The sequence below is a fragment of the Paenalicyclobacillus ferrooxydans genome (assembly GCF_001399675.1).
GTDB lineage: Bacteria > Bacillota > Bacilli > Alicyclobacillales > Alicyclobacillaceae > Alicyclobacillus_B > Alicyclobacillus_B ferrooxydans.
Window position 1 is genome coordinate 79,646 of sequence record NZ_LJCO01000051.1, and the last position, 20,319, is coordinate 99,964.

A 20,319-nucleotide genomic window follows, 5' to 3' on the forward strand; every position below is an offset into this window, starting at 1 on the left:
TATTCTGGCGTATCACAAAATCGGGGGGAACAAATATGCAGGCATCGCTCGACGGCATTACACTGCAGGTTTCAAACGTAGAGAAGTCACTTGAGTTCTATTCCAAGATTCCGGGTGCCGAGGTGGTATTGCATGTGCCGAAACGGATCGCCATCGTTCGGCTTGGTGAGGCACGCATCGGGCTTCTCGCCACAGGGGAACACAGAGGTTTCCATTTAGAGTTGCTGACAGAAGAACTCGACGAGATGTATAACGCGTTACAAGAGGAAGGGCTTGAACTGACAGGAAAGCCGACGGTGCGACCGTGGGGGGAACGCACGTTCATCCTGATGGACCCGGATGGCTATCAACTTGAGTTCGAAGCGGTTGAACCCGGGGAGAAACATAACTGATTTTGAAAGGGAGTCTCGGCTTTGGATATACAAGCAGCTCTATCGCAATTCGTGGAAGACGCGAAACAGGTGACGGTGGGTGAGTCCATTCGAACCCAGCACGGGCGCGACATGGGCTATTACACGCCTGAGTCGCCAGACGTTGTTGTCTTTGCACACAGTAAAGAGGAAGTCAGCCGCATCCTGAAGTTCGCAAACGAAGAGCGCATCCCGGTCATACCATGCGGTGTCTTGACAAGCCTTGAGGGCCACGTCATCCCCATTAATGGTGGAATCAGCCTCGATCTGACGCACATGAACCAGGTCCTCGAGGTGCGCCCTCGCGATTTCTTAGTCCGTGTTCAGCCAGGTGTGACAAGGACGCAGCTGAACCGGGCACTGAAGCCGTACGGTTTGCAGTTTCCGCTCGATCCCGGTGCGGATGCCACACTCGGCGGCATGGCTGCAACAAATGCGAGCGGCACCACAGCGGTGCGGTATGGGGTGATGCGATCGCAGGTCCTCGACCTCGAGGTGGTGCTTGCGAACGGATCGACCATACATACAGGCGGGTTATCGGTGAAATCCTCAGCCGGGTACAACTTGACAGGCCTATTTATTGGAAGTGAAGGGACACTTGGCGTCATCACAGAGTTGGTCCTGCGCGTCTATGCCATCCCGGAGTCGACAGTGGCTGCGAGAGCCATCTTCCCTGGGCTGTCTGAGGCGAGTGACGCTGCATACAACATCATGAACTCCGGAATTTCGATGGGGCGGATTGAACTGGTTGACGAGTACACGATCGATGCGGTCAACCGAGCGAAAGGGACAAGCTACACGACGCAACCGACACTGTTCCTCGAGTTCCACGGGAGCGAGGCTGCGGTGCAGGCAGATGTCGCCGTCACGAAAGAGGTCTGCGAGGAGGCCGGTGCGGCAGACTTTGTGTTTGAGACGCAGGAAGATGCCCGAAACCTGTTGTGGGACGCCAGGCACGACGCCGCCCTCGCCGTGATTCAGACTGCGCCGCAGAAGAAGATGAAGGTAACGGATGTCTGCGTGCCGCTGTCGGAACTGCCGCAGGCTATCCGCGCCGCACGGGAGACGATTGACGCCTATGGAATATACGGGGCCATCCTCGGGCATGTCGGCGACGGCAACTACCACGTGATTTTCATGGTTAACCCGGAAGACGCAGAGGAGATGCGGGTTGCTGAGGAGGTCAATCACAGGATTGTCCAATATGCGCTCGAGCGCGGGGGGACCTGTACTGGGGAACACGGCGTGGGAATTGGGAAGATTCCATACCTTGCGCAGGAGCACGAGGACACCCTCCCGTGGATGAAGTCCATCAAGCAGATGTTCGACCCGAACGGCATCCTGAACCCGGGCAAGCTGTTCACGCAGCAGGAGTAAATGCGGGAGTAAACGCTGTTCATGCAGCAGGAGTAAATAAGGTAGCCACGGACCGGTTGGTCCGTGGCTTTCCGATGGTGCGCCCTTGAGTTCGCTGTGGCAAGTGGGGTATCGGGAAGTCGGTGTCCGAGGCCCGCCCCATGTAGCTGCGAGTTTGCCTGGCTGGAGAGGAACTGAGTTCCTCTATGTTGGCCGCCGAGTCGCCACCGCAGCCGTCCGCGCCCAAGCTCCCCGCCGCCGCGTCCAGCCCCTCCCATTCCTACAGCAGGTCGTACCCGGGCAGCGTGAGGAAGTCGACGAAGTCGCCGGTGACCGTGAGACGGTCAAAGAGCTCCGCTGCAGCTTCATAGCCACCTGCCACATAAGCGTCCGCCCCGATGCTGGCCTGAATCTTGTCTAGTTCCTCGCGGACGGTTTGCTGGAATAGGTCTACAGTCACCTTCCGCCCATCTTCGAGTACGCCTTTGGGGTGGTGGAGCCACTGCCAGACCTGGGCGCGCGAAATCTCTGCCGTCGCTGCGTCCTCCATCAGGTTGAAAATAGGGACGGCGCCCGATCCGTTGAGCCACGCCGCGATGTACTGGATTCCGACACTCACGTTGGTTCGAAGTCCTGCCTCTGTAATGGTGCCTTCCGGTACTGCCAGGAGGTCTGCGGCGGAGACACTGACGTCCTCGCGTTTGCGCTCGACCTGGTTTGGCATAGGCATCAGTTGATTAAAGACATCCATGGCGACGGGGACTAATCCTGGGTGTGCAACCCACGTACCGTCGTGTCCATCAGCGGCTTCGCGTTCTTTATCAACCCGGACCTTTTGAAGGGCTTCCTCGTTCGCAACCGGATCATTCTTAATCGGAATCTGTGCGGCCATCCCTCCAATCGCGAAGGCCTCTCGCTTATGGCAGGTTTGGATGGTAAACAGCGTATACGCCCGCATGAATGGAACGGTCATGGTGACTTGGGCCCGATCCGGTAGAATCATCTCCGGCTGGTGACGGAATTTCTTGATGTAACTGAAGATGTAGTCCCACCGTCCGCAATTCAGGCCTGCCGCGTGATGACGCAGCTCATAGAGGATCTCATCCATTTCAAACGTCGCCAGGATCGTCTCAATCAGCACGGTTGCCTTGATGGTGCCTTGCGGTATGCCAAGTTTGTCTTGCGCCATGACAAACACGTCATTCCACAGCCGGGCTTCAAGATGACTCTCGAGTTTCGGGAGGTAGAAATAAGGCCCGGAATTGTTTGCCAACAATGTCTTCACGTTGTGAAAGAAGTAGAGTCCAAAGTCAAACAGACTCCCGGACATAGGTATACCATCCACAAGGACATGCTTTTCAACGAGGTGCCAGCCGCGGGGGCGAACGATGAGGGTCGCAATTTCCGACTTGAGTTGATAGTGTTTGCCTTCCGGACTCGTATACTCAATGGTCCGGGTATTGGCATCTCGAAGGTTGATCTGCCCCTGTATTGTGTTATGCCAAGTCGGCGAATTGGCGTCCTCAAAGTCCGCCATAAAGCACTTTGCTCCTGAATTGAAAGCATTGATGACCATCTTCGCATCACTGCTCGGACCCGTGATTTCAACTCGGCGGTCTTGCAGGTCGTGAGGAATCGGATCGACCGTCCAATCACCATTCCGGATACCTGCGGTTTCGGGCAGAAAATCCGGAAGTTTGCCGCCGCGGATCTGAGCTTCTCTGTCTTTTCGTTGTTGCAGCAACTCATATCGCCTTGTCCCAAAAGTGCGCTGAAGATCAGCGACAAATTCTAGTGCTTCTGGCGTCAGGATTTCAGCAAATTGCGGCGAATACCCCCCTGCAATTTCAACGCCTGCAGGGCAGGTGTAGGATTCCGTCATGTCAAAGGCCTCCTTATTCAACACGTGGGTGATTTCACAGGTTATAGCGTTGTCAGGTGGTGTCGTTGTCAGGTAACGCGGTTGTCAGGTGATGTCCCTTGCCGCGCACAGCACCTGCCACAAAGTCGTTCGGTACATACCTGTTCCTCGGCCAGGGTCATGGCTCCAGCCGAGGAACCAGGCGTGATTCATAAATTGGGCGTTCAGGCGGCTGTCGCTGTCTGGCTTGCCGCGCTCAACCCATCGGAGCTCAGCCTTATGGTCGCCAGGCTTGCGGCGCTCAGCCCTTCGGGACCATAAAACTCCAGCCGTGCGCCTGCAAGACGACGAGGACGCCGAGAATGGCAGTGAGAATGATACTGTGGATAAAAGTTTTGCGAATGACCAATCCCTCTTTTCCCCGTAACTCGCCCGTTGAGACGCCTGTCGTAACGTTTTGCGGCGAGATCATCTTGCTCATGACGGCGCCGCTCGAGTTGGTGGCTGCCATCAGGTAGGGGTTGAGATTCAGCTTGTTGGCTGCAACCACCTGAAGGTTGCCGAATAGTGCATTGGACGATGTGTCCGATCCGGAGAGGAAACACGCGATCCACCCGAGAAATCCCGAGAAGAATGGGAACGCTGCACCAAGTGCCGCAACGGCAATGCCAAGGGTGTAAGCCATGCCTGAGTAGTTGTAAAGGTATGCGAGACCGACGATGCACATGACCGTAATAATCGGGAACAGAAGTTGTCTCCAACTGTCAGCAGCCGCCAGCCAAAAGTTCTTCCAGCCCGCTTTCAAAAACAGTGCACTGAGAATCACGGCCACGAGGATTGCCGTTCCTGTGCCAAGGGGTTGGAAGGACCAAACCGCTGCATACGGCTTGTGGTACAAAGTCAGGTAGACCAGTTTGTTTAATCCTGGCCATTTCACATCTTGCTGTGCGAGGGAAGCTACTTTCGCGAACGTCCAAATGATGACGACTACCGTGACGGTCAGCCAGGGTACCCAACCGCGCCATGAACCTGCCATATCGTTGGCGTCTTTCCGGTTGGCGTTGCGAATATTGTGCCGGCGATCATGTACATAGGATTGGTAGTCCGCAGAGTCTTTCGGCTCCCACACACGTGTGAACAGCACAAGGCAGATGAGCGACACCAGTGACGCGAGCACATCGGGCAAGGCAGGTCCGAGGAAGTTTGCGACCAGAAACTGTGTAATGCTGTATGACAGACCTGAAACGAGAGCTGCAGGCCATGCGCCGCGCAGTGCTTTCCAGCCACCCATGACGAGGAGTACGTAGAAGGGCAGGATCAGCGCAAAGATGGGCAGTTGGCGGCCGACCATCGCAGAGAGTGCCCCTACGTGCAGGTTTGTGACTGCTCCGAGTGTGACAATTGGAACGCCGAGAGCGCCAAAGGCAACGGGTGCAGTATCAAAAATGAGCGTGTAGACGACCGCGTCGAGGACCGGAAAGCCAAGTCCGACGAGGAGTGCTGACGCAATGGCGACTGGGGTCCCAAAACCTGCGATACCTTCCATCAGGGCGCCAAAGCTGAAGGCGATCATCAGGACCTGAATGCGTCTGTCTGAGGTCGCGTAGTGGTACATCCAACGACGGAACTGATCGAATGCCCCTGTTCGTTGACTGAGGTTGTACAGCCACATGGCAGCAAACACGATCCACATCACAGGCCAGAGGGCAAACACCATTCCGTTCCCGATGGCCGAAAACGCCAAATGACCGGGGATTTTCCAGACAGTCACGGCAATGATGAAACCAATTACCAATCCGATTAAGGCTGAAATCCATGCTGGTGCTTTTACAATGCCGAGAAGTACGAGCACGACTAGAATCGGGATCATGCCCACTAAAAATGAAGGAAGTGTCGCTCCTGAGACAGGGAGCAAAATCTGATGGAATATATTGGCCCCCAAAACTGCCCATCCTCCTTTAACGTTCTAATCTTCACGTGTCGTCTGCGAGTTCGTGTTCAACTTCTGTGCCTGCTCTCACCCCCGTGGTCTGATATGGTCTGGGAGCCGCAAAATGAGAAACCCGGAAAACAGCACGCCGATAACAAATAAGATTTGAAGGTAGGCGTAAACCCTTCTGTCGATATTGTATTTGGAAAATTACGAATATAGGATTAGTAGAGGACGTAATTTTTGTAGCGCACACAATCGACGAAGCGATTAGACGGTATAAGACCGAGAAGAAAAGACCGAGAAGAAAAGACCGAGAAGAAAAGACCGAGAAGAAAAGACCGAGAAGGCGAGGCCCATCCGGAAGTGGAGGAATTCAGCGTGGAAACAGAAATTCCAAACTTTGCTCCAAACGACGCACTATCATCGCTGTCTGAGATTTGTGGTATAGAGGCTGTTCGTTTGATAGAACATGGCGGGGATATTCTGCAGACAAACCAGGTCGATCCGGTGGTTTTCGTCACTCCGCACGATGAAGACGAGGTGGTCGAAATCATCCGGATGGCGCATGCATCCCGTTGGAAGGTAAGTGTCATCGGGGCAGGGACGCAGCTCGCGAGCGGGGCCCCTTCGGATCGAATTCACGTTGTGATGGGGATGGAACGACTCAACCAGGTAGTCGAGTTTGCACCGGCAGATTTGGTTGTTACCGTTCAGCCGGGGGTCACGATGGAGGCACTTCAAGCCGTGCTGGCAGCGGAGGGAAAGATGCTGCCGCTGGACCCGTGGCTCGCGCCAAATGCAACGATTGGTGGCATTGCAGCGACTGCTGCGAGCGGGCCAAGGCGTGCCTTATATGGAACCGTCCGCGATATGGCGATTGGCCTTCGAGTGGTGTACCCAGATGGAACGCTGGTGCGAACCGGCGGGAAGGTGGTTAAAAACGTCGCAGGGTACGACATGACGAAGTTGTTCATCGGATCGGCCGGGACACTTGGCGTGATGACAGAGCTGACATTTAAGCTTCGCCCGTTGCCTCTGCACCGGGAGACGGTTCTTTTGTCGGGCACGCGCGAGCAGATTGCCGCCGTGCAGGCGCGACTGACGTCGTCTGTCCTGATTGCGGCACGAGCGGAAGCGATGAACCTGACAACAGACGTGACAACAGACGTGACAACAGACGTCTCACGGGAAGCAGCGGATGCCGCCTGGGTGCTCGCCGTCGATTGTGACGAGAACGAATCGTCTGCACGGTACCAACGGGATGAGTTGAAAACGTGGGCCGACGAAGAGGGCACCGACTTCACATATCTGTCGAACGTTGACGCAGATGCCTGGTGGGAGGCGACAAAGGGATCGGTGCTGGACGCAGGCGTCGTACTGCGGATTGCCGGGCGGCCTTCAGACTGGGAGAAACTCGCACGACACGTTACGGCATTTGCCGCAGAAACAGGGCTGCAGATAAAGCAAACATGGGGTGTGACCGTGGGGGTGGGCCGGATCTTTATTGGGGGACCGAGACAGCAACCTCACGAGCCGGACACACCTGACTCAGCGTTTACACATCGAGTCTCCGGACTCCTTCTCGAACTACGGCAGATGGCATCTGAACTCGGCGGTTCCGCGATCATCGAACGGGCAAGCACGGAAATCCGCACAGCGGTCGATCCGTTCGGGATTACGGGCGGTGCCACGGTGTTATTTGAGCGGATCAAGCGAGAAATCGACCCTAAGGGCGTGCTCAGCCCAGGGTCGTATGCAGGGGGGATATAAATGGGCCAGGTGCAGCCAGTCCAGTCGGTAGAACCGAGCCTTGTGAGAATGTCCCGGCAGACCGCATTTCCTTTTGACGACGCGCCGGAGGAAGACAAGTACTCCGTGTGCGTCCACTGCGGATTTTGCCTTGAGGTTTGCCCAACCTACCAAGAACTCGGAGACGAAAACCACTCACCGCGCGGTCGGGTGCTGTTAATTCGGGAAGCCGCACAAGGGCAACTGCCGCTTGATGCATCCGTTGTCGATCCGGTGTTCACATGCCTCGATTGCCGCGCCTGCGAGACAGTGTGTCCGTCGGGGGTGCAGGTCGGATCGCTCATTGAGACCGCGCGCGGGCAAGCCCATATTGCAAACCCACCGGTGGGGCGTGCAGGCAGGCTTGAGCGGCTCTTCCTGCGAGGGATTTTTCCGCACCCGGAGCGCCTGCGCCGCGTAGCGCGACTGATTCGATTTTACCAGCGATCCGGTCTGCAAGGCATAGTCCGCAAAACGGGTGCGTTGCGTCTGCTTCCTGAGGCGGCTCGAGAGATGGAAGCCGTTGTTCCAAAAATCAGCGAGAAGTCTGCTTTGGAGGCCCTGCCTGAACGGCTCCCAGCCATTGGTGCCAAAAAAGGTGTGGGTGCGCTTTTTACCGGCTGCGTGATGGACGTGTTCTTCTCTGACATCAACCAGGCGACGGCGCGCGTTGCGGTGAGGAATGGACTTGACGTAGTTGTCCCGAAGACGCAGGTCTGCTGCGGGGCTCTGCAGATCCATGCGGGGGACAGGGAACAGGCGCGTAAAATGGCGCGTCATAACATCGATGTGTTTCTTCAGTCGGGTGCCGATTACGTGATTATCAATGCGGCAGGGTGCGGGTCCGCGCTCAAGGAGTATCCTGATTTGTTCCGTGATGATCCCGTCTATCTTGAACGCGCGACGACATTCTCAGGCCGGGTGCGGGATATCTCTGAACTGTTGGTCGAGGTGGGCTTTGAAGCGCCGGAAGGGTCAGTCGAACGTACGGTGACGTATCACGATGCGTGCCACCTGTGTCATGCGCAGAAGGTCCGATCGCAGCCCCGTCAATTGCTGAGGTCCATCCCTGGACTGAAGCTGGTGGACCTGCCGGATTCGGAGCGTTGCTGCGGGAGTGCCGGGATTTACAACCTCACACACCCAGACATGGCCATGGCCTTGCTCGAGCGGAAGATGGATGACATCCCCGATAATGCAGATGCCGTTGTCATGGGCAATCCCGGCTGTATGATGCAAATTCGACTGGGCGTGCACAAGCGTGGGCGACAACTCGATGTCCTCCACACTGTGGAGCTGCTCGATGCCGCGTATGCCGGGGAGAAGACGTGGCAAGGAGGGGTTGGCGAGGTCGGCGAGACAGAACAGGGTGGTCAGTCCTCAGGCAGAGCACCTGGCCGAACAGGTGCGGGAGGGGGTGGCAGCCGATGACGACGGAGTCTACGCAAGGACAGACGCCCCCAACGAAGACGCAGCGCGACGCGCAGCCGACGCAGTCGGCGCAATCGGACGCGCAGCCCACGCAGTCGGCCACGAGCCAGATGGAACTCGTGGCGGCGATGCAGCGGATCGTTGGCGCAAAAAACGTGATCTACGAACCGCACCGTCTGCACGTATTCAGCTGCGACGGCTATGTGGCTGAGCCCTCACTGCCCCGCGCCGTTGTGATGCCGACGAACACCGACGAGGTGGCGGCTGTGGTGCGGTGGTTGCACCAGCATAAGATCCCGTTCTTGCCGCGGGGGGCTGGGACCGGGCTAAGCGGGGGGGCAATTCCGCTGAACGGCGAGGTTATCATCAGCCTCGTGAAGATGAAGAAACTCCTCTCTGTCGACTTTGAGAACCTGCGTGCGGTTGTCCAGCCAGGGCTTGTGAACCTGAACTTGACCAAGCTGATTACGGGAGAGGGTTACTACTACGCGCCGGACCCTTCGAGTCAGTCGGTTTGTACCATCGGGGGCAACCTGGCTGAAAACGCCGGCGGGTCCCACTGTTTGAAGTATGGGGTGACGACCAACCACATCGTCGCGGCGAAGTTCGTCTTGCCGGACGGCGAGGTGATTGACGTGGGATCTGGGTTTGGCGATCCGATTGGCTACGATATCCTCGGCCTGATAGTCGGATCGGAAGGGACGCTTGGGATTGCGACTGAGATCACCGTGCGGATTTTAAAAAAGCCGCAAGCGGTGAAGACGGCCTTGGCGATGTTTGACCGGGTGGAAGATGCATCGAACACGGTCAGTGCCATCATCGGTGCAGGGATCATTCCGGCTGCCATTGAGATGATGGATCAACTGGCCATGCAGGCGGTCGACAAAAGCAACTATCATGTCGGCTACCCGACGGATATTGAGGCTGTGTTGTTGATAGAGGTGGACGGCCTCGCCGCGGGTCTCGAAGAGGATGCGGGACGGGTGGTCGAGATCTGCGAACAAAACCACGTACGCATGGTCAAGGTGGCAGGGAGCGAAGCCGAGCGGAGTCTGTGGTGGAGCAGCCGCAAGATGGCCTTTGGTGCGATTGGACGCGTCTCACCGGACTACATCGTTCAGGACGGGGTCATCCCGAGGACGAAGTTGACTGAGGTTTTGCAACGGATCGCAGACATTAGCTGTGAATCAGGCCTGCCGATTGCAAACGTGTTTCACGCGGGAGACGGGAATCTGCATCCGCTCATTTGTTACGACAGCCGGATTCCAGGGGAAACCGAGAAGGCGATGCGAGTGGGTTCGGAGGTCTTGCGAGTGTGCGTCGACGTCGGAGGTACGATAACTGGCGAGCACGGTGTCGGTATTGAGAAAGTAGAGGAGATGCGCTACCAGTTCGGTGAGGCCGATCTCGCTGCCCAACTCGCGATGCGCGACGTGTTTAACCCAGGGGCGCTCTGCAATGCTGGGAAGCTCATCCCAAGCCCCGCACGTTGTGTAGAGGTCAAGCAGGCCAGGTGGACAACGGGTCGTAACGCAGCTGGAGTAGAAGGCTAAAGGCGTTTGAGAGATGGCACTCTCATGGCTGCCGTCGCAGAACCCCTCTTTCAAACAACGACGGATCCGATTGACATGACGAAGAACATTTTCTACATTAAGTAGTAAATGAGGGGTGACGCAGCGTGAAGAGCGGGGGATTGCGGGAAGAGGTTCTTTGGACTGTGCGTGATCTCGGTCCTTGCAGTCTAGCGGACGTATGCAACGCCGTACGTGAAGACCGGGATATTTCCATGAATGCGGTGCAGACCGTGCTCAATCGCCTGGTTGATCAGGAGATCCTCGTCAAGACGGGAACGCGCAGACACTACCTGTACGAAGCGAAACCTTCTGAAGAGGTGCTTCGAGACAAGGCAGCACAGGCTGCAGTGGATTTGCTTTCTCAGTCGGGAGAACTCGGGCTGGCCCATTTTGTGGACACGATGGAGCGGATCCAACCGGACACGATTTCGAAGTTGGAGAAACTGTTGGCACAGAGGCGGGCGCAGAAGCAAGGAACCGAAAAAGATGAAACGAGGCACGAATGATGCAACATCTCCTGCGTTATAGCTACTCGGTGGCAGCGCTCTGCATCACGGGGGCGTTTGCAGTCGCGCTGGGGTTTGTTCTTGTGAGCGGCATCCGTCACCTGTTGTGGATGCATGAGATGGGTGGCATGCATCCTTCAGATCCATCGCTTTGGCTGCTCACTGGCGGTGCTTTGCTGATGACGAGTTTGTTTTGGTACCGAATTATGGCGGCTCTATTCCGGCATCGGGCAAAAAGACTCCGTTTTGAGTCTCAGATCACCCCTCTGCTCAAACCTCTTGGTGTTGAGGTTCCAGAGAGCATTCAGGGGGCTGCAACCTGGTATGAGTTGGACGATCCACAGCCGATGGCGTTCACGTGGGGTGTTTTACACCAGCGGATCGCGCTGTCAAGCGGCCTGTGTGGAGCGCTTGACACCCCTGCCCGCGTTGCGGTGATGCACCACGAGGCTGCGCATGCTCGAATGCACGATCCGTTACAACATGCACTCTTGCTCGTCCTTGCGGATGCCCTCGGACCGTTTGGAATGCGCGCGCTCTTTCAGCACTACCTGGTGCGCCGGGAAGTCTCTGCAGATAGAGATGCTCTCGCTGCTTGTGGTGGAGATGACCTGCCTATCCTCTCCGCCCTCTTTACCGTTGCGGCGGCACAACAAGAACCTGCTTCATCTTACGTTGGATTGGCGGGCGCCATCGAGGCCAGACTGGAGTTTCTTGAAACGGGTACCACACCGCATTTGTGGGACGGGAACCTGAGGTATCGATTGCTGGCCAGCACAATGGCGATTTTACTCACGGTCGGGCAAGGGCTGCTGGTTTGGTGTCATTGAATTTTGGTGTCATTGAATTTTGGTGTCATTGAATTTTGGTGTCATTGAATTTTGGTGTCATTGAATTTTGGTGTCATTGAAGATTGGTGTCATTGAAGATTGGTGTCGTTGAAGATTGGTGTCATTGAAGATTGGTGTCGTTGAAGATTGGTGTCGTTGAAGATTGGTGTCGTTGAAGATTGGTGTCGTTGGGGTGGCGTGCGATTGCCGTCGTGGTGCAATTTAGTGGGCCGTGAAGAGACGATCCAGGCCACTCAGATTTGAATGGGAATAACCATTGCAATTAAGGATTGAAATCGGCGGGCACTTATACTACATTATGTAGTATAAGTGCCCGCCTAACTATTCTCTGGGGACGGGAAACCCGCGTAAAACGCGTATAAGGAGGTTGCATCATGCCGAAACAATGGTTGCAAATGCTCATACCGGCTGTCATCACAGGAGTTGCTGTAACGGGGTGCGGCGTGTCTGCACAAAACTCGAATTCCCCGTCAACCAGTGCCACGGCGAATGCCATGTCCAACACCATGTCGAACTCTGCTTCTGGTGCGAAGACTGTTGCAAACACAACGAGCAGCAGTAACCGATCACCATCTGGTCAAGCAAGCGGGGGCATGGGGAACTCAACCTCCATGAGTAACTCCATGGGTTCGAGTGCCCCTGCAGGGAACTCTATGATGACAACCTCAATGAAGGTTGGAACACCCTTAAATACCTCTGACATCCTAGTTGGTGCTGCTGCGAGCCCTCCGTCGGGCAATGGAAATGGGACGTTTGTATTTAATTCGATTGGTAAAGGCATGGCCACGATCGTTCCGCTTGCTAAAGGAGCCAACGCATTCAAGGTAGGAATCACGGGCAATACAGCGTACGTACCGACTCTCCAGGGAACGACTTATGTAGTAAACCTTCAGTCTCATAAAGTGACCGGTCAATTTGCCACTCCTCAGGGTGCACGGATTGCTAACATCGCCAATCAGGGTAAACTCCTGTTAATCACGGGAAGTCACTCCGTGACAGCCTATTCGTTGCCAACCCACACGCTGAAGTGGACCTTGAACATGGGAGGCAATGCCCTCGCGGTTGCAGATAACGGGTATGCTTATCTCTCAGGGAACATGATGAAGAAAACAGTCGTGATTGACCTTTCCACAGGCAAAGAGGTCACCACGATTCCCGTCGGTAGCATTGAAGACTCGGTCTATGATAGACAGACACATACACTATGGCTGGCAGACTGGACAAACGGGGACATGACGATTGTGGACACCCGAAACAATCAGGTGATAACAACCATCCAAAAGGCTGAGGGTGGTGGTTTCAGCATGGCGAACATGATGGGTTCAACGGGTGGATTCATGCAACTCACGGTTGGACCAAATGGGCATCATGTCTACGCTGCGTCGTTCAGCGGTAACATAATGGTCTATAGTGCCAAAAATAACACCTTTGAAAAAGACATTCCCGTCCTCACTGGTTCAAAACTGAGTGGAATCGCCGTTGATCCTTCTGACAAATATATCTACACAACGGTTGAGAACAAACAGGAAACCGTCGCAGTCTCCTTGCAGACCGATCAGGTGGCATCCACAATGCATGGTGTACTCGCGAATCGCTGGGCGGTCATCCATAACTAGCTTCAGGGAGATGAGGAGCGCTGGTCTTCCAGCGCTCTAGTAAAGTTAAGTGACTGAGATCCTCCATTAAGTCGCTGCGACCGACTTAGCCGCAGCCTCCGCCCTCCGTTTGGGCCCTCTAAGTCGGTATGGGCGACTTAGCGACCGTGGGTCGCCGTTGTTAAGTCGGTGAAACCGACTAAGATCCTCAAAATTCGCACACTAAGTCGCTGCGACCGACTTAGCCGCAGCCTCCGCCCTCCGTTTGGGCCCTCTAAGTCGGTATGGGCGACTTAGCGACCGTGGGTCGCCGTTGTTAAGTCGGTGAAACCGACTAAGATCCTCAAAATTCGCACACTAAGTCGCTGCGACCGACTTAGCCGCAGCCTCCGCCCTCCGTTTGGGCCCTCTAAGTCGGTATGGGCGACTTAGCGACCGTGGGTCGACGTTGTTAAGTCGGTGAAACCGACTAAAGTCCTCAAAATTCGCACACTAAGTCGCTGCGAGCGACTTAACCGCAGCCTTGGCCCTCCGTTTGGGCCCTCTAAGTCGGTACGGGCGACTTAGCGACCGTGGGTTGCCGTGGTTAAGTCGGTGAAACCGACTAAGATCCTCAAAATTCGCACGTTAAGTCGCTGCGACCGACTTAGGCGCAGTCTTAGCCCATCGTTAGGCCCTGCTAAGTCGGTATGGGCGACTTAATGTGACCGGGAGACAGCCGAACAGCCGAACAGCCTGTTCGCTCAAACCGCAGTTCAGAACAACTTAAAAGGAGGAGCGCTGGCACACCAGCGCTCCATCATTGTTAAAACGAAACCACTTGGTATCCTTCGTTGATGAGGCGAACGATGTCCTCGCCGACATACTTCAGGGGCACGGGACCTTTTGAAAGTTCATCTTTGATTTGTTTGTGCTCCGCATGGGCTTGGCAAGCCAAAGTCAACGTGCCGTTGGAGATGATTTCCGACGCTCTGTCGGCGTACTGCGGGTCCCTTAACAGTTCTACCGCATTACCGAAAAAATCAGAGCTACACTTTCTACATCAGGTGACCTGTGGAGCATATTCGCGAAGCCGAGGGCTGACTGCACTCGCGTTGGATCCTCCGGCCCGGCATTCAATAAAACGAGAACTTTGCTCATTATCTATTCCCCCTCACAAATTTAGTAACGAACTATGCCCGCTCGTTCTGAGCGGGTTTAAGGGGAGTCGGGAGCTATGTCTCAGAATCCTCTTTATCAAAACCCTCATTTGGCTTGCCAAAGTCAACGCCAGTTAACAACTCACCAGCCAACTCCTGACCAGCCAACTCCTGACCAGCCAACAACTCCTGACCAGTCAGCAGTTAACAACCCCTGCCGTTCAGCCCTTTGCACCCTGAAACTCTCGTTGCCGTTGTTGAATCTGTTGGAAGGCCTGATCCGGTAACGGCTTTTCACCGCCGATAAGGCGCGCATTCAAGATGAGCTCGGCAGCTTCATCAAGCGTCGCAAGCAACTGGGCAGTGTCCGCTGGTGATTTACTAAATGCTAAGACTCCATGATTGGCAAGCAAAACAGCTGAAACTCCTTCATTTTCCTGAACAGCTTTAACGATCCCTTGAACGGATGCGTCTGAACCTCGTGGAGCCCAGGGGATAACAGGCGTGGGTTCGGTAACTCCAAAACGCATCAGTGGTTCGTACACCACCGGAATGGGTTCGTGTGCCAGCGCAAATACCGTCGCATGGGGTGCGTGGGTGTGAATGATCCCGCCGACAGAGCCGCGCGCCCGGTATACAGCGGCGTGCATCTGAATGATCTCTGCCTGCGTAGGCATGACTTCTCCTTCTAGCACCGTTCCGTCCGTTTTGATGACGGCAAAGCTGTCTTCATCGAGGTTTGCGACATTTCCTCCCCGAGTCATCAGCATTGTATCCGCTGAAAGACGAGCAGATAAATTGGCGTGATGACCTCGGAACATGAGACCTGAATCCCGCAGGGTATTTGCAGCTTTAATGAGCTCTTGCTTCGCTTCTTGGACATCCATTCCAAAACACCTCCATTTGGAGTATTCAACATCCTACTGTGGGGAGTATTCAACATCTTGGAGTATTCAGTAGCATGCTGTTTGGTGTATTCAACATCATACTGTATAATGCAGTATGCGAATCACCATGTCAATCATCGACGGCGGGGGGTCACAACGATGGCAAACCAACGCAGTGTGCCAGGCAAACAGAACCGACATCTGCCTGCGTTTATCTTGTTGTTTTTAATGGAAGGCGATACCCACGGGGGTGCCATCTGGAATCGTCTCTCGGAGATGATGCCGGTTCACTCTGAAATCGACAGTGGCGCGGTGTACAGGGTTTTACGCGACCTTGAATCGAGACACTGCGTCACATCTTACTGGAACACGGAAGATTTAGGGCCCGCAAAGCGCATTTACCATATCACCGCGGAAGGCATTGGTGAGTTAGACAAGTGGTATGAAGACATCTGTTTGCGAAAAAGGAATCTGGAGTACTTTATCAAGACATATAATTCCATTCGGCCAGTAGAAGCCAATCAGCCAGTAGAAGCCAATCAGCCAGTAGAAGCCAATCAGCCAGCAGAAGCCAATCAGCCAGCAGAAGCCAATCAGCCAGCAGAAGCCAATCAGGAGACTCACGGATGAGCCGGGCTGAGTCGTTTTCACAGAGGTATTCTGAGGCCGCCTGGTATCGTTGGATTGTCTTTGCGACGGTTGTCACCGGAACCTTTATGGTGAACGTGGACAGCAGTGTCATGAACGTAACCCTCCCAGTGCTCGAGGAAGAGTTTCATCAAGGTGCGCAGACCCTGCAATGGGTCATTTCTGCTTATCTTTTAATGGTAACTGGAATTTTACCTATCATTGGAAGTTTGTCTGACAGGCTGAACCGGAAGACGGTGTTTATTACCGGAGTGAGCATTTTCACCGTCGGATCGATCCTATGTGCATTCTCACAGACCGTAGATGAGTTGATTTTGTTCCGTGTGATCCAGTCCATCGGCGGTGCCGTCATTATGGGGAATGTGATGTCGATCGTGTCCTACACATTTCCTCCCGGACAACGTGGCAGACCACTTGGAGTTATCGGAAGTGTTGTGGCTGTAGGCACGATTGTAGGGCCCGCACTTGGAGGCATTCTCGTTGCAAGTTACGGATGGAGGTCTATCTTCTGGATCAACGTCCCGGTTGGGGTCGTATCTGTACTGGCTTCCATTTTTGTTCTGCGGACGATCCGTTCAAACCCATCGTCACGCCGCTTTGACAGCCTCGGTGCTGGCCTGTTCTTTATCGCTATTGTGACCTTGATGCTCGTCATTTCCGAAGGAACCGCTTGGGGATGGGTCAGTGCTCCGAGTCTCGCGATGCTTACCATCAGTGTGCTTTCGTGGGGCGGTTTCATATGGCAAGAGATGCGGTCTTCAAGTCCCGTCATTGAACTAAGGTTATTTCGTTCCAGCCCCTTTGTCCTTGGCAACATGGCCGGATATTTGTCCTATGTCATGATGATGTTTCCTGGAATTCTGCTACCGCTGTATATGCACTTTGTCTTGCACGTTCCGACAGCGCACATGGGTCTGCTCTTGACTCCACAAGCCATCAGTATGGTTGTTTTTTCACCTCTCGGGGGATTTCTTGCAGACAAGTTTGGTACACGCGTGCCTGCTGCGGCGGGGTTAGCCATAGGCGCCGTAGGCTTGGGACTGATGGCCATGCTTGGGACAAAGGCGACCTATCTTGCGATTGTCATCGCTTTATCGGTGTTCGGCTTGGGGATGGGCCTGTTTACTTCCCCGAATAATGTGTCCGTCCTCGAAAGTGTGCCGATTGAGAAGTCGGGGCTTACAGGCAGCCTGATCGCTACAGTCCGGAATTTTGGCAGAGTCTCCGGTGTGGCATTTGCTGTTTTGTTACTCCAACTCTCGGGGAGAGATCTTTCGAGCAGCCGCGGGTTTCAACAAGCTTCTTCGTTTGCGTTCTATGTCGGGGTTGCGATTGGCATGGTCGGCGTCGTACTGACGGTTGTGCGGCTATTCCAACCATCAACGGCACGTAAAACCGGGAGTTGACAGCGACGGATTCCCGTCTATGCTCAAACACACTGCATCCAGAGCGACCGCTAGCTCATCCAGTGAGCCTTGACTAAGAAGATTGTCAGACGATTCTCTCTCGACCGTAGAAATACGTCTTCCAAATTCCGTACACGATCACAATGACAGCGGAACCGACCCGGACAAACACTTCAAAATGACCAATTGGAACACGGTGGATAACTAACGGATCGTCGAGAATACTGTCAATTGCAAGTTCAGCGACAAAACCGGCAGCAAGGATTCGAAGCCAAGCAATCTGGTCCATAATTTTCACGATAAATGGCAGCAGCATGAATAACGGTAGGAGACTGAGGAACACGGCGACAGCAATCAGTACCGTGTGCTTCGATATAATCGCGATGCTCATAATGTTGTCTACACTAAGCGCCAGATCCGTCACAATCACTGTCAACAGCACTCGAAAGAAGCCGGAGTGTTCGCGCTCATGATCAGTCTTTACGTTAGCAATATTGATGGCTACGAGCAGGACCGCAACGCCAAGTGTCAAGCGAAAACCTGGCCATGTACCAACCGACACGATCCCTGCAATCAGTGCGGTCCTGCAGATGGTTAAAATCACTGATGATGCGGCACCGATAGCCCACAGGTTCTTATAACGATTCGCAATGCCCGCCAATACAATTGCATTATCTATACTTGTGAGCAGGTTCAATAGAAAGATAGCAACAAACTCTTTAAGCATGTCGGGACCTCCGGGAATTAAGTCATATGTCTCCTGTCAGATGACGTATCACGACAGGACATATGAGCCTTCAGCTACGCTTGACGGGACCCGTTGCAACGCTTAAGCCCTCGTCCCAAGTTTATGGATACGTTCCGGTGCATATGACAAGTTGTCCGGATTCTGCGAGGTCTGTGGGCGAGGTCTATGTGAGAGGTCTGTGGGCGAGGTCTGTGGCAGCCGACAATAGAGCAGCTCAGTGAATCCGTACTCGGCAAATCAATGTTGGCAATGGCTGCAGTAAAAGACCTTTCGCCCTCCGTGTTCGGCGCGTACGACAGGCTGACCACAGGACCGACAAGGTTCTCCACCTCGGTCATAGACAAGGCATTGATCGTTGTAACCTCCAGTCAACAGGTCACTGGAGGCAAATGGAGATTCCATATACCCACCTGCAACTATGGCATCCTGTAGCACTCGGCGCATGGCATGGTAGAGGCGGGTTGTGTCATCCGCTTCAAGGGAAGACGTGCTGCTAAGGGGGAGGATCCCGGCTGCAAAACACATCTCATCCGAATAGCAGTTTCCAATCCCTGCAATCAGATGCTGATTGACCAACTTCGTCTTCAGGGTCCCGCGCGTTTTTGTCAGGAGAGTGTGAAAGGATGTTGGTGTGAGCATCGGATCGAACGGTTCCGGACCCAGCTTTGACAAGGTCTCCGTAAGCTCATTTCCTGTCAGCAGATGCAGGTAGCCGAGCCGAAGGCCAAGAAAATACAGATTGTCTTGCCCAAACGAGAGAACGACCTGACACTGGTGATCGGGGCGCTCGGACGCTTGTCCATAAAACATCCATCCGCCAAGCATGAGGTGCAGCAGGAGTACATCGCCCGATGACAAAGTGAAGATAATGTGCTTTGCGCGTCGTTCAATTTGGACGATCCGCTGTCCTTCTACGCGCCTCGCGAACTCCTCCGCAGAAACACCCACGGTCTTCTCTCGGTTCACTTCAACGTTCGTGACAATTCGACTCTGGATAGCCCTGGCCAACGTCCGTTTGTAGTTCTCCATCTCTGGTAGTTCGGGCACTGTAGTTCCCCCTAGTCGCCATCGTTGATGCATGTAGCGTGAGCGAAATGGGAGGATGGTAGTCATATGGTAGTCATTTTGGATGAGCTCCAGTTGTATAGGCGTTCGTCTAGTTGGATCTCTGCACCTGCAAAGTGGCATACTGTAGGTTGTCTTGTGGGCATAGCATGAGCTGCCTTACATAGACGTTTGAGCTTAAAGGGATTGGAGGACGAGAGTATGGAGAATGTTTCAGCAAAACAGTCCGGCACATACGCGATTGGAGGAGATTTGACCGTCAATCGCTTAGGCTATGGGGCAATGCAGTTAACGGGACCTGGTATCTGGGGTGACCCGAAAAATCCTGATGAGGCTGTTCGCGTGCTGCGCCGGGCGGTTGAGCTTGGTGTTACGTTCATAGATACAGCTGATTCGTATGGTCCGTTCGTTTCGGAGATGCTGATAAAGAAGGCGCTGCATCCGTATCCAGATGACCTCATTATCGCCACAAAGGCAGGGCTTACACGATCGGGTCCGGATGACTGGCGTCCGGTCGGCCGACCGGAGTATCTTCGCCAGCAAGTAGAGCTCAGCTTGCGTCATCTTGGGCTGGAGCGGATCGACCTGTTGCAGTTGCATCGGATTGATCCCAAAGTACCGCTTGAAGAGCAACTTGGTGAACTTGGCCTCCTTCAAAAAGAGGGGAAGATTCGCCACATTGGGCTGAGTGAGGTCACAGTAGACCAGATTGAAGCAGCCACCAAGATTGTACCGATTGTGTCTGTACAAAATCTGTACAACCTTGCAAAACGGGATGCAGAGCCTGTTCTTCAATACTGTGAGGAGCACAACCTTGGTTTCATTCCGTGGTTCCCGCTTGCAACGGGACAGTTGGCACGAGAGGGCGGACCACTTGATGAACTTGGCAAACGGCTTGGTGCCAAGCCTTCACAATTGGCCTTAGCTTGGTTGCTGAAGCGCTCGCCAGTAATGCTCCCGATTCCGGGAACATCCACTGTATCGCATGTGGAAGAAAATATTGCTGCAGCAGGGATTCATCTCAGTGACGAAGACTTTGACATGCTAACCAGGGCGGTCTGAGAAAAACTGAGGTCTGCAGAATGGCAGACCTCAGTTTTTTTTTTTTTTTTTTTTTTTTT

General features: G+C 54.3%; 16 protein-coding genes. 11 read left to right on the forward strand and 5 right to left on the reverse strand.

What is annotated here, in order from left to right:
- The first annotated feature begins 35 nt into the window (after positions 1–35).
- Positions 36–392, forward strand: coding sequence for a VOC family protein (locus tag AN477_RS12635; RefSeq protein WP_054969527.1), 357 nt, complete (start codon positions 36–38; stop codon positions 390–392).
- A 21-nt stretch (positions 393–413) separates the two neighbouring features.
- Positions 414–1,787 (forward strand): FAD-binding oxidoreductase, encoded by a 1,374-nt coding sequence (locus AN477_RS12640; protein WP_245631811.1) that lies wholly within the window; start codon positions 414–416, stop codon positions 1,785–1,787.
- A gap of 259 nt (positions 1,788–2,046) precedes the next feature.
- Here AN477_RS12640 and aceB read toward each other — a convergent pair whose 3' ends face one another.
- Entirely contained in the window at positions 2,047–3,648 is a 1,602-nt protein-coding gene (aceB, locus tag AN477_RS12645; RefSeq protein WP_054969528.1) for a malate synthase A, read from the reverse strand.
- Between the two features lie 280 nt (positions 3,649–3,928).
- A complete protein-coding gene (locus AN477_RS12650; protein ID WP_425388172.1) occupies positions 3,929–5,497 on the reverse strand; it encodes an L-lactate permease in 1,569 nt (522 codons plus the stop codon).
- Between the two features lie 441 nt (positions 5,498–5,938).
- Here AN477_RS12650 and AN477_RS12655 point away from each other — a divergent pair, with 441 nt between their 5' ends.
- From AN477_RS12655 to AN477_RS12680, 6 genes are all read left to right on the forward strand, one after another.
- On the forward strand, positions 5,939–7,330 hold the full coding sequence (locus AN477_RS12655) for an FAD-binding oxidoreductase (protein WP_054969529.1): 1,392 nt from the start codon (positions 5,939–5,941) through the stop codon (positions 7,328–7,330).
- Positions 7,331–8,779 (forward strand): (Fe-S)-binding protein, encoded by a 1,449-nt coding sequence (locus AN477_RS12660; RefSeq protein ID WP_083486247.1) that lies wholly within the window; start codon positions 7,331–7,333, stop codon positions 8,777–8,779. It abuts the gene before it with no gap.
- A 110-nt stretch (positions 8,780–8,889) separates the two neighbouring features.
- On the forward strand, positions 8,890–10,332 hold the full coding sequence (locus tag AN477_RS12665; RefSeq protein ID WP_054969542.1) for an FAD-linked oxidase C-terminal domain-containing protein: 1,443 nt from the start codon (positions 8,890–8,892) through the stop codon (positions 10,330–10,332).
- A 125-nt stretch (positions 10,333–10,457) separates the two neighbouring features.
- Positions 10,458–10,859, forward strand: a complete 402-nt coding sequence (locus tag AN477_RS12670; protein WP_054969530.1) for a BlaI/MecI/CopY family transcriptional regulator — start codon at positions 10,458–10,460, stop codon at positions 10,857–10,859.
- Positions 10,859–11,689: a M48 family metalloprotease gene (locus AN477_RS12675; protein ID WP_054969531.1), complete on the forward strand. Its 831-nt coding sequence runs from the start codon at positions 10,859–10,861 to the stop codon at positions 11,687–11,689. The genes AN477_RS12670 and AN477_RS12675 overlap by 1 nt, the downstream gene beginning before the upstream one ends.
- A 395-nt stretch (positions 11,690–12,084) precedes the next feature.
- Entirely contained in the window at positions 12,085–13,326 is a 1,242-nt protein-coding gene (locus AN477_RS12680) for a hypothetical protein (RefSeq protein ID WP_054969532.1), read from the forward strand.
- A gap of 1,339 nt (positions 13,327–14,665) precedes the next feature.
- Here the strand turns inward: AN477_RS12680 and AN477_RS12685 are convergent.
- Entirely contained in the window at positions 14,666–15,331 is a 666-nt protein-coding gene (locus AN477_RS12685; protein WP_054969533.1) for a class II aldolase/adducin family protein, read from the reverse strand.
- Between the two features lie 159 nt (positions 15,332–15,490).
- Here AN477_RS12685 and AN477_RS12690 point away from each other — a divergent pair, with 159 nt between their 5' ends.
- Together AN477_RS12690 and AN477_RS12695 are read left to right on the forward strand one after the other, a co-directional pair.
- Positions 15,491–15,961: a PadR family transcriptional regulator gene (locus AN477_RS12690; protein ID WP_054969534.1), complete on the forward strand. Its 471-nt coding sequence runs from the start codon at positions 15,491–15,493 to the stop codon at positions 15,959–15,961.
- The gene (locus AN477_RS12695; protein WP_054969535.1) at positions 15,958–17,385 is read left to right on the forward strand and encodes a DHA2 family efflux MFS transporter permease subunit; all 1,428 of its coding nucleotides are present in this window, start codon (positions 15,958–15,960) and stop codon (positions 17,383–17,385) included. The genes AN477_RS12690 and AN477_RS12695 overlap by 4 nt, the downstream gene beginning before the upstream one ends.
- Before the next feature lie 85 nt (positions 17,386–17,470).
- Here AN477_RS12695 and AN477_RS12700 read toward each other — a convergent pair whose 3' ends face one another.
- Together AN477_RS12700 and mutM are read right to left on the reverse strand one after the other, a co-directional pair.
- The gene (locus tag AN477_RS12700; RefSeq protein WP_054969536.1) at positions 17,471–18,112 is read right to left on the reverse strand and encodes a TerC family protein; all 642 of its coding nucleotides are present in this window, start codon (positions 18,110–18,112) and stop codon (positions 17,471–17,473) included.
- Positions 18,113–18,370: 258 nt separating this feature from the next.
- Complete coding sequence (gene mutM, locus AN477_RS12705) at positions 18,371–19,180, reverse strand: bifunctional DNA-formamidopyrimidine glycosylase/DNA-(apurinic or apyrimidinic site) lyase (RefSeq protein WP_054969537.1); 810 nt, start codon at positions 19,178–19,180, stop codon at positions 18,371–18,373.
- 219 nt (positions 19,181–19,399) lie between these two features.
- On the opposite strand from mutM, the gene AN477_RS12710 reads away from it, so the two are divergent.
- Positions 19,400–20,260, forward strand: coding sequence for an aldo/keto reductase (locus AN477_RS12710; protein WP_054969538.1), 861 nt, complete (start codon positions 19,400–19,402; stop codon positions 20,258–20,260).
- The last annotated feature ends 59 nt before the right edge of the window (positions 20,261–20,319 follow it).

Coding starts and splice junctions, on each gene's coding strand:
- AN477_RS12710 (WP_054969538.1), top strand. CDS start 19,400: ATGGAGAATGTTTCAGCAAAACAGTCCGGCACATACGCGATTGGAGGA.
- AN477_RS12635 (WP_054969527.1), top strand. CDS start 36: ATGCAGGCATCGCTCGACGGCATTACACTGCAGGTTTCAAACGTAGAG.
- AN477_RS12695 (WP_054969535.1), top strand. CDS start 15,958: ATGAGCCGGGCTGAGTCGTTTTCACAGAGGTATTCTGAGGCCGCCTGG.
- AN477_RS12700 (WP_054969536.1), bottom strand. CDS start 18,112: ATGCTTAAAGAGTTTGTTGCTATCTTTCTATTGAACCTGCTCACAAGT.
- AN477_RS12660 (WP_083486247.1), top strand. CDS start 7,331: ATGGGCCAGGTGCAGCCAGTCCAGTCGGTAGAACCGAGCCTTGTGAGA.
- AN477_RS12685 (WP_054969533.1), bottom strand. CDS start 15,331: ATGGATGTCCAAGAAGCGAAGCAAGAGCTCATTAAAGCTGCAAATACC.
- AN477_RS12690 (WP_054969534.1), top strand. CDS start 15,491: ATGGCAAACCAACGCAGTGTGCCAGGCAAACAGAACCGACATCTGCCT.
- AN477_RS12680 (WP_054969532.1), top strand. CDS start 12,085: ATGCCGAAACAATGGTTGCAAATGCTCATACCGGCTGTCATCACAGGA.
- AN477_RS12650 (WP_425388172.1), bottom strand. CDS start 5,497: ATGATCCCGATTCTAGTCGTGCTCGTACTTCTCGGCATTGTAAAAGCA.
- aceB (WP_054969528.1), bottom strand. CDS start 3,648: ATGACGGAATCCTACACCTGCCCTGCAGGCGTTGAAATTGCAGGGGGG.
- AN477_RS12675 (WP_054969531.1), top strand. CDS start 10,859: ATGCAACATCTCCTGCGTTATAGCTACTCGGTGGCAGCGCTCTGCATC.
- AN477_RS12665 (WP_054969542.1), top strand. CDS start 8,890: ATGGAACTCGTGGCGGCGATGCAGCGGATCGTTGGCGCAAAAAACGTG.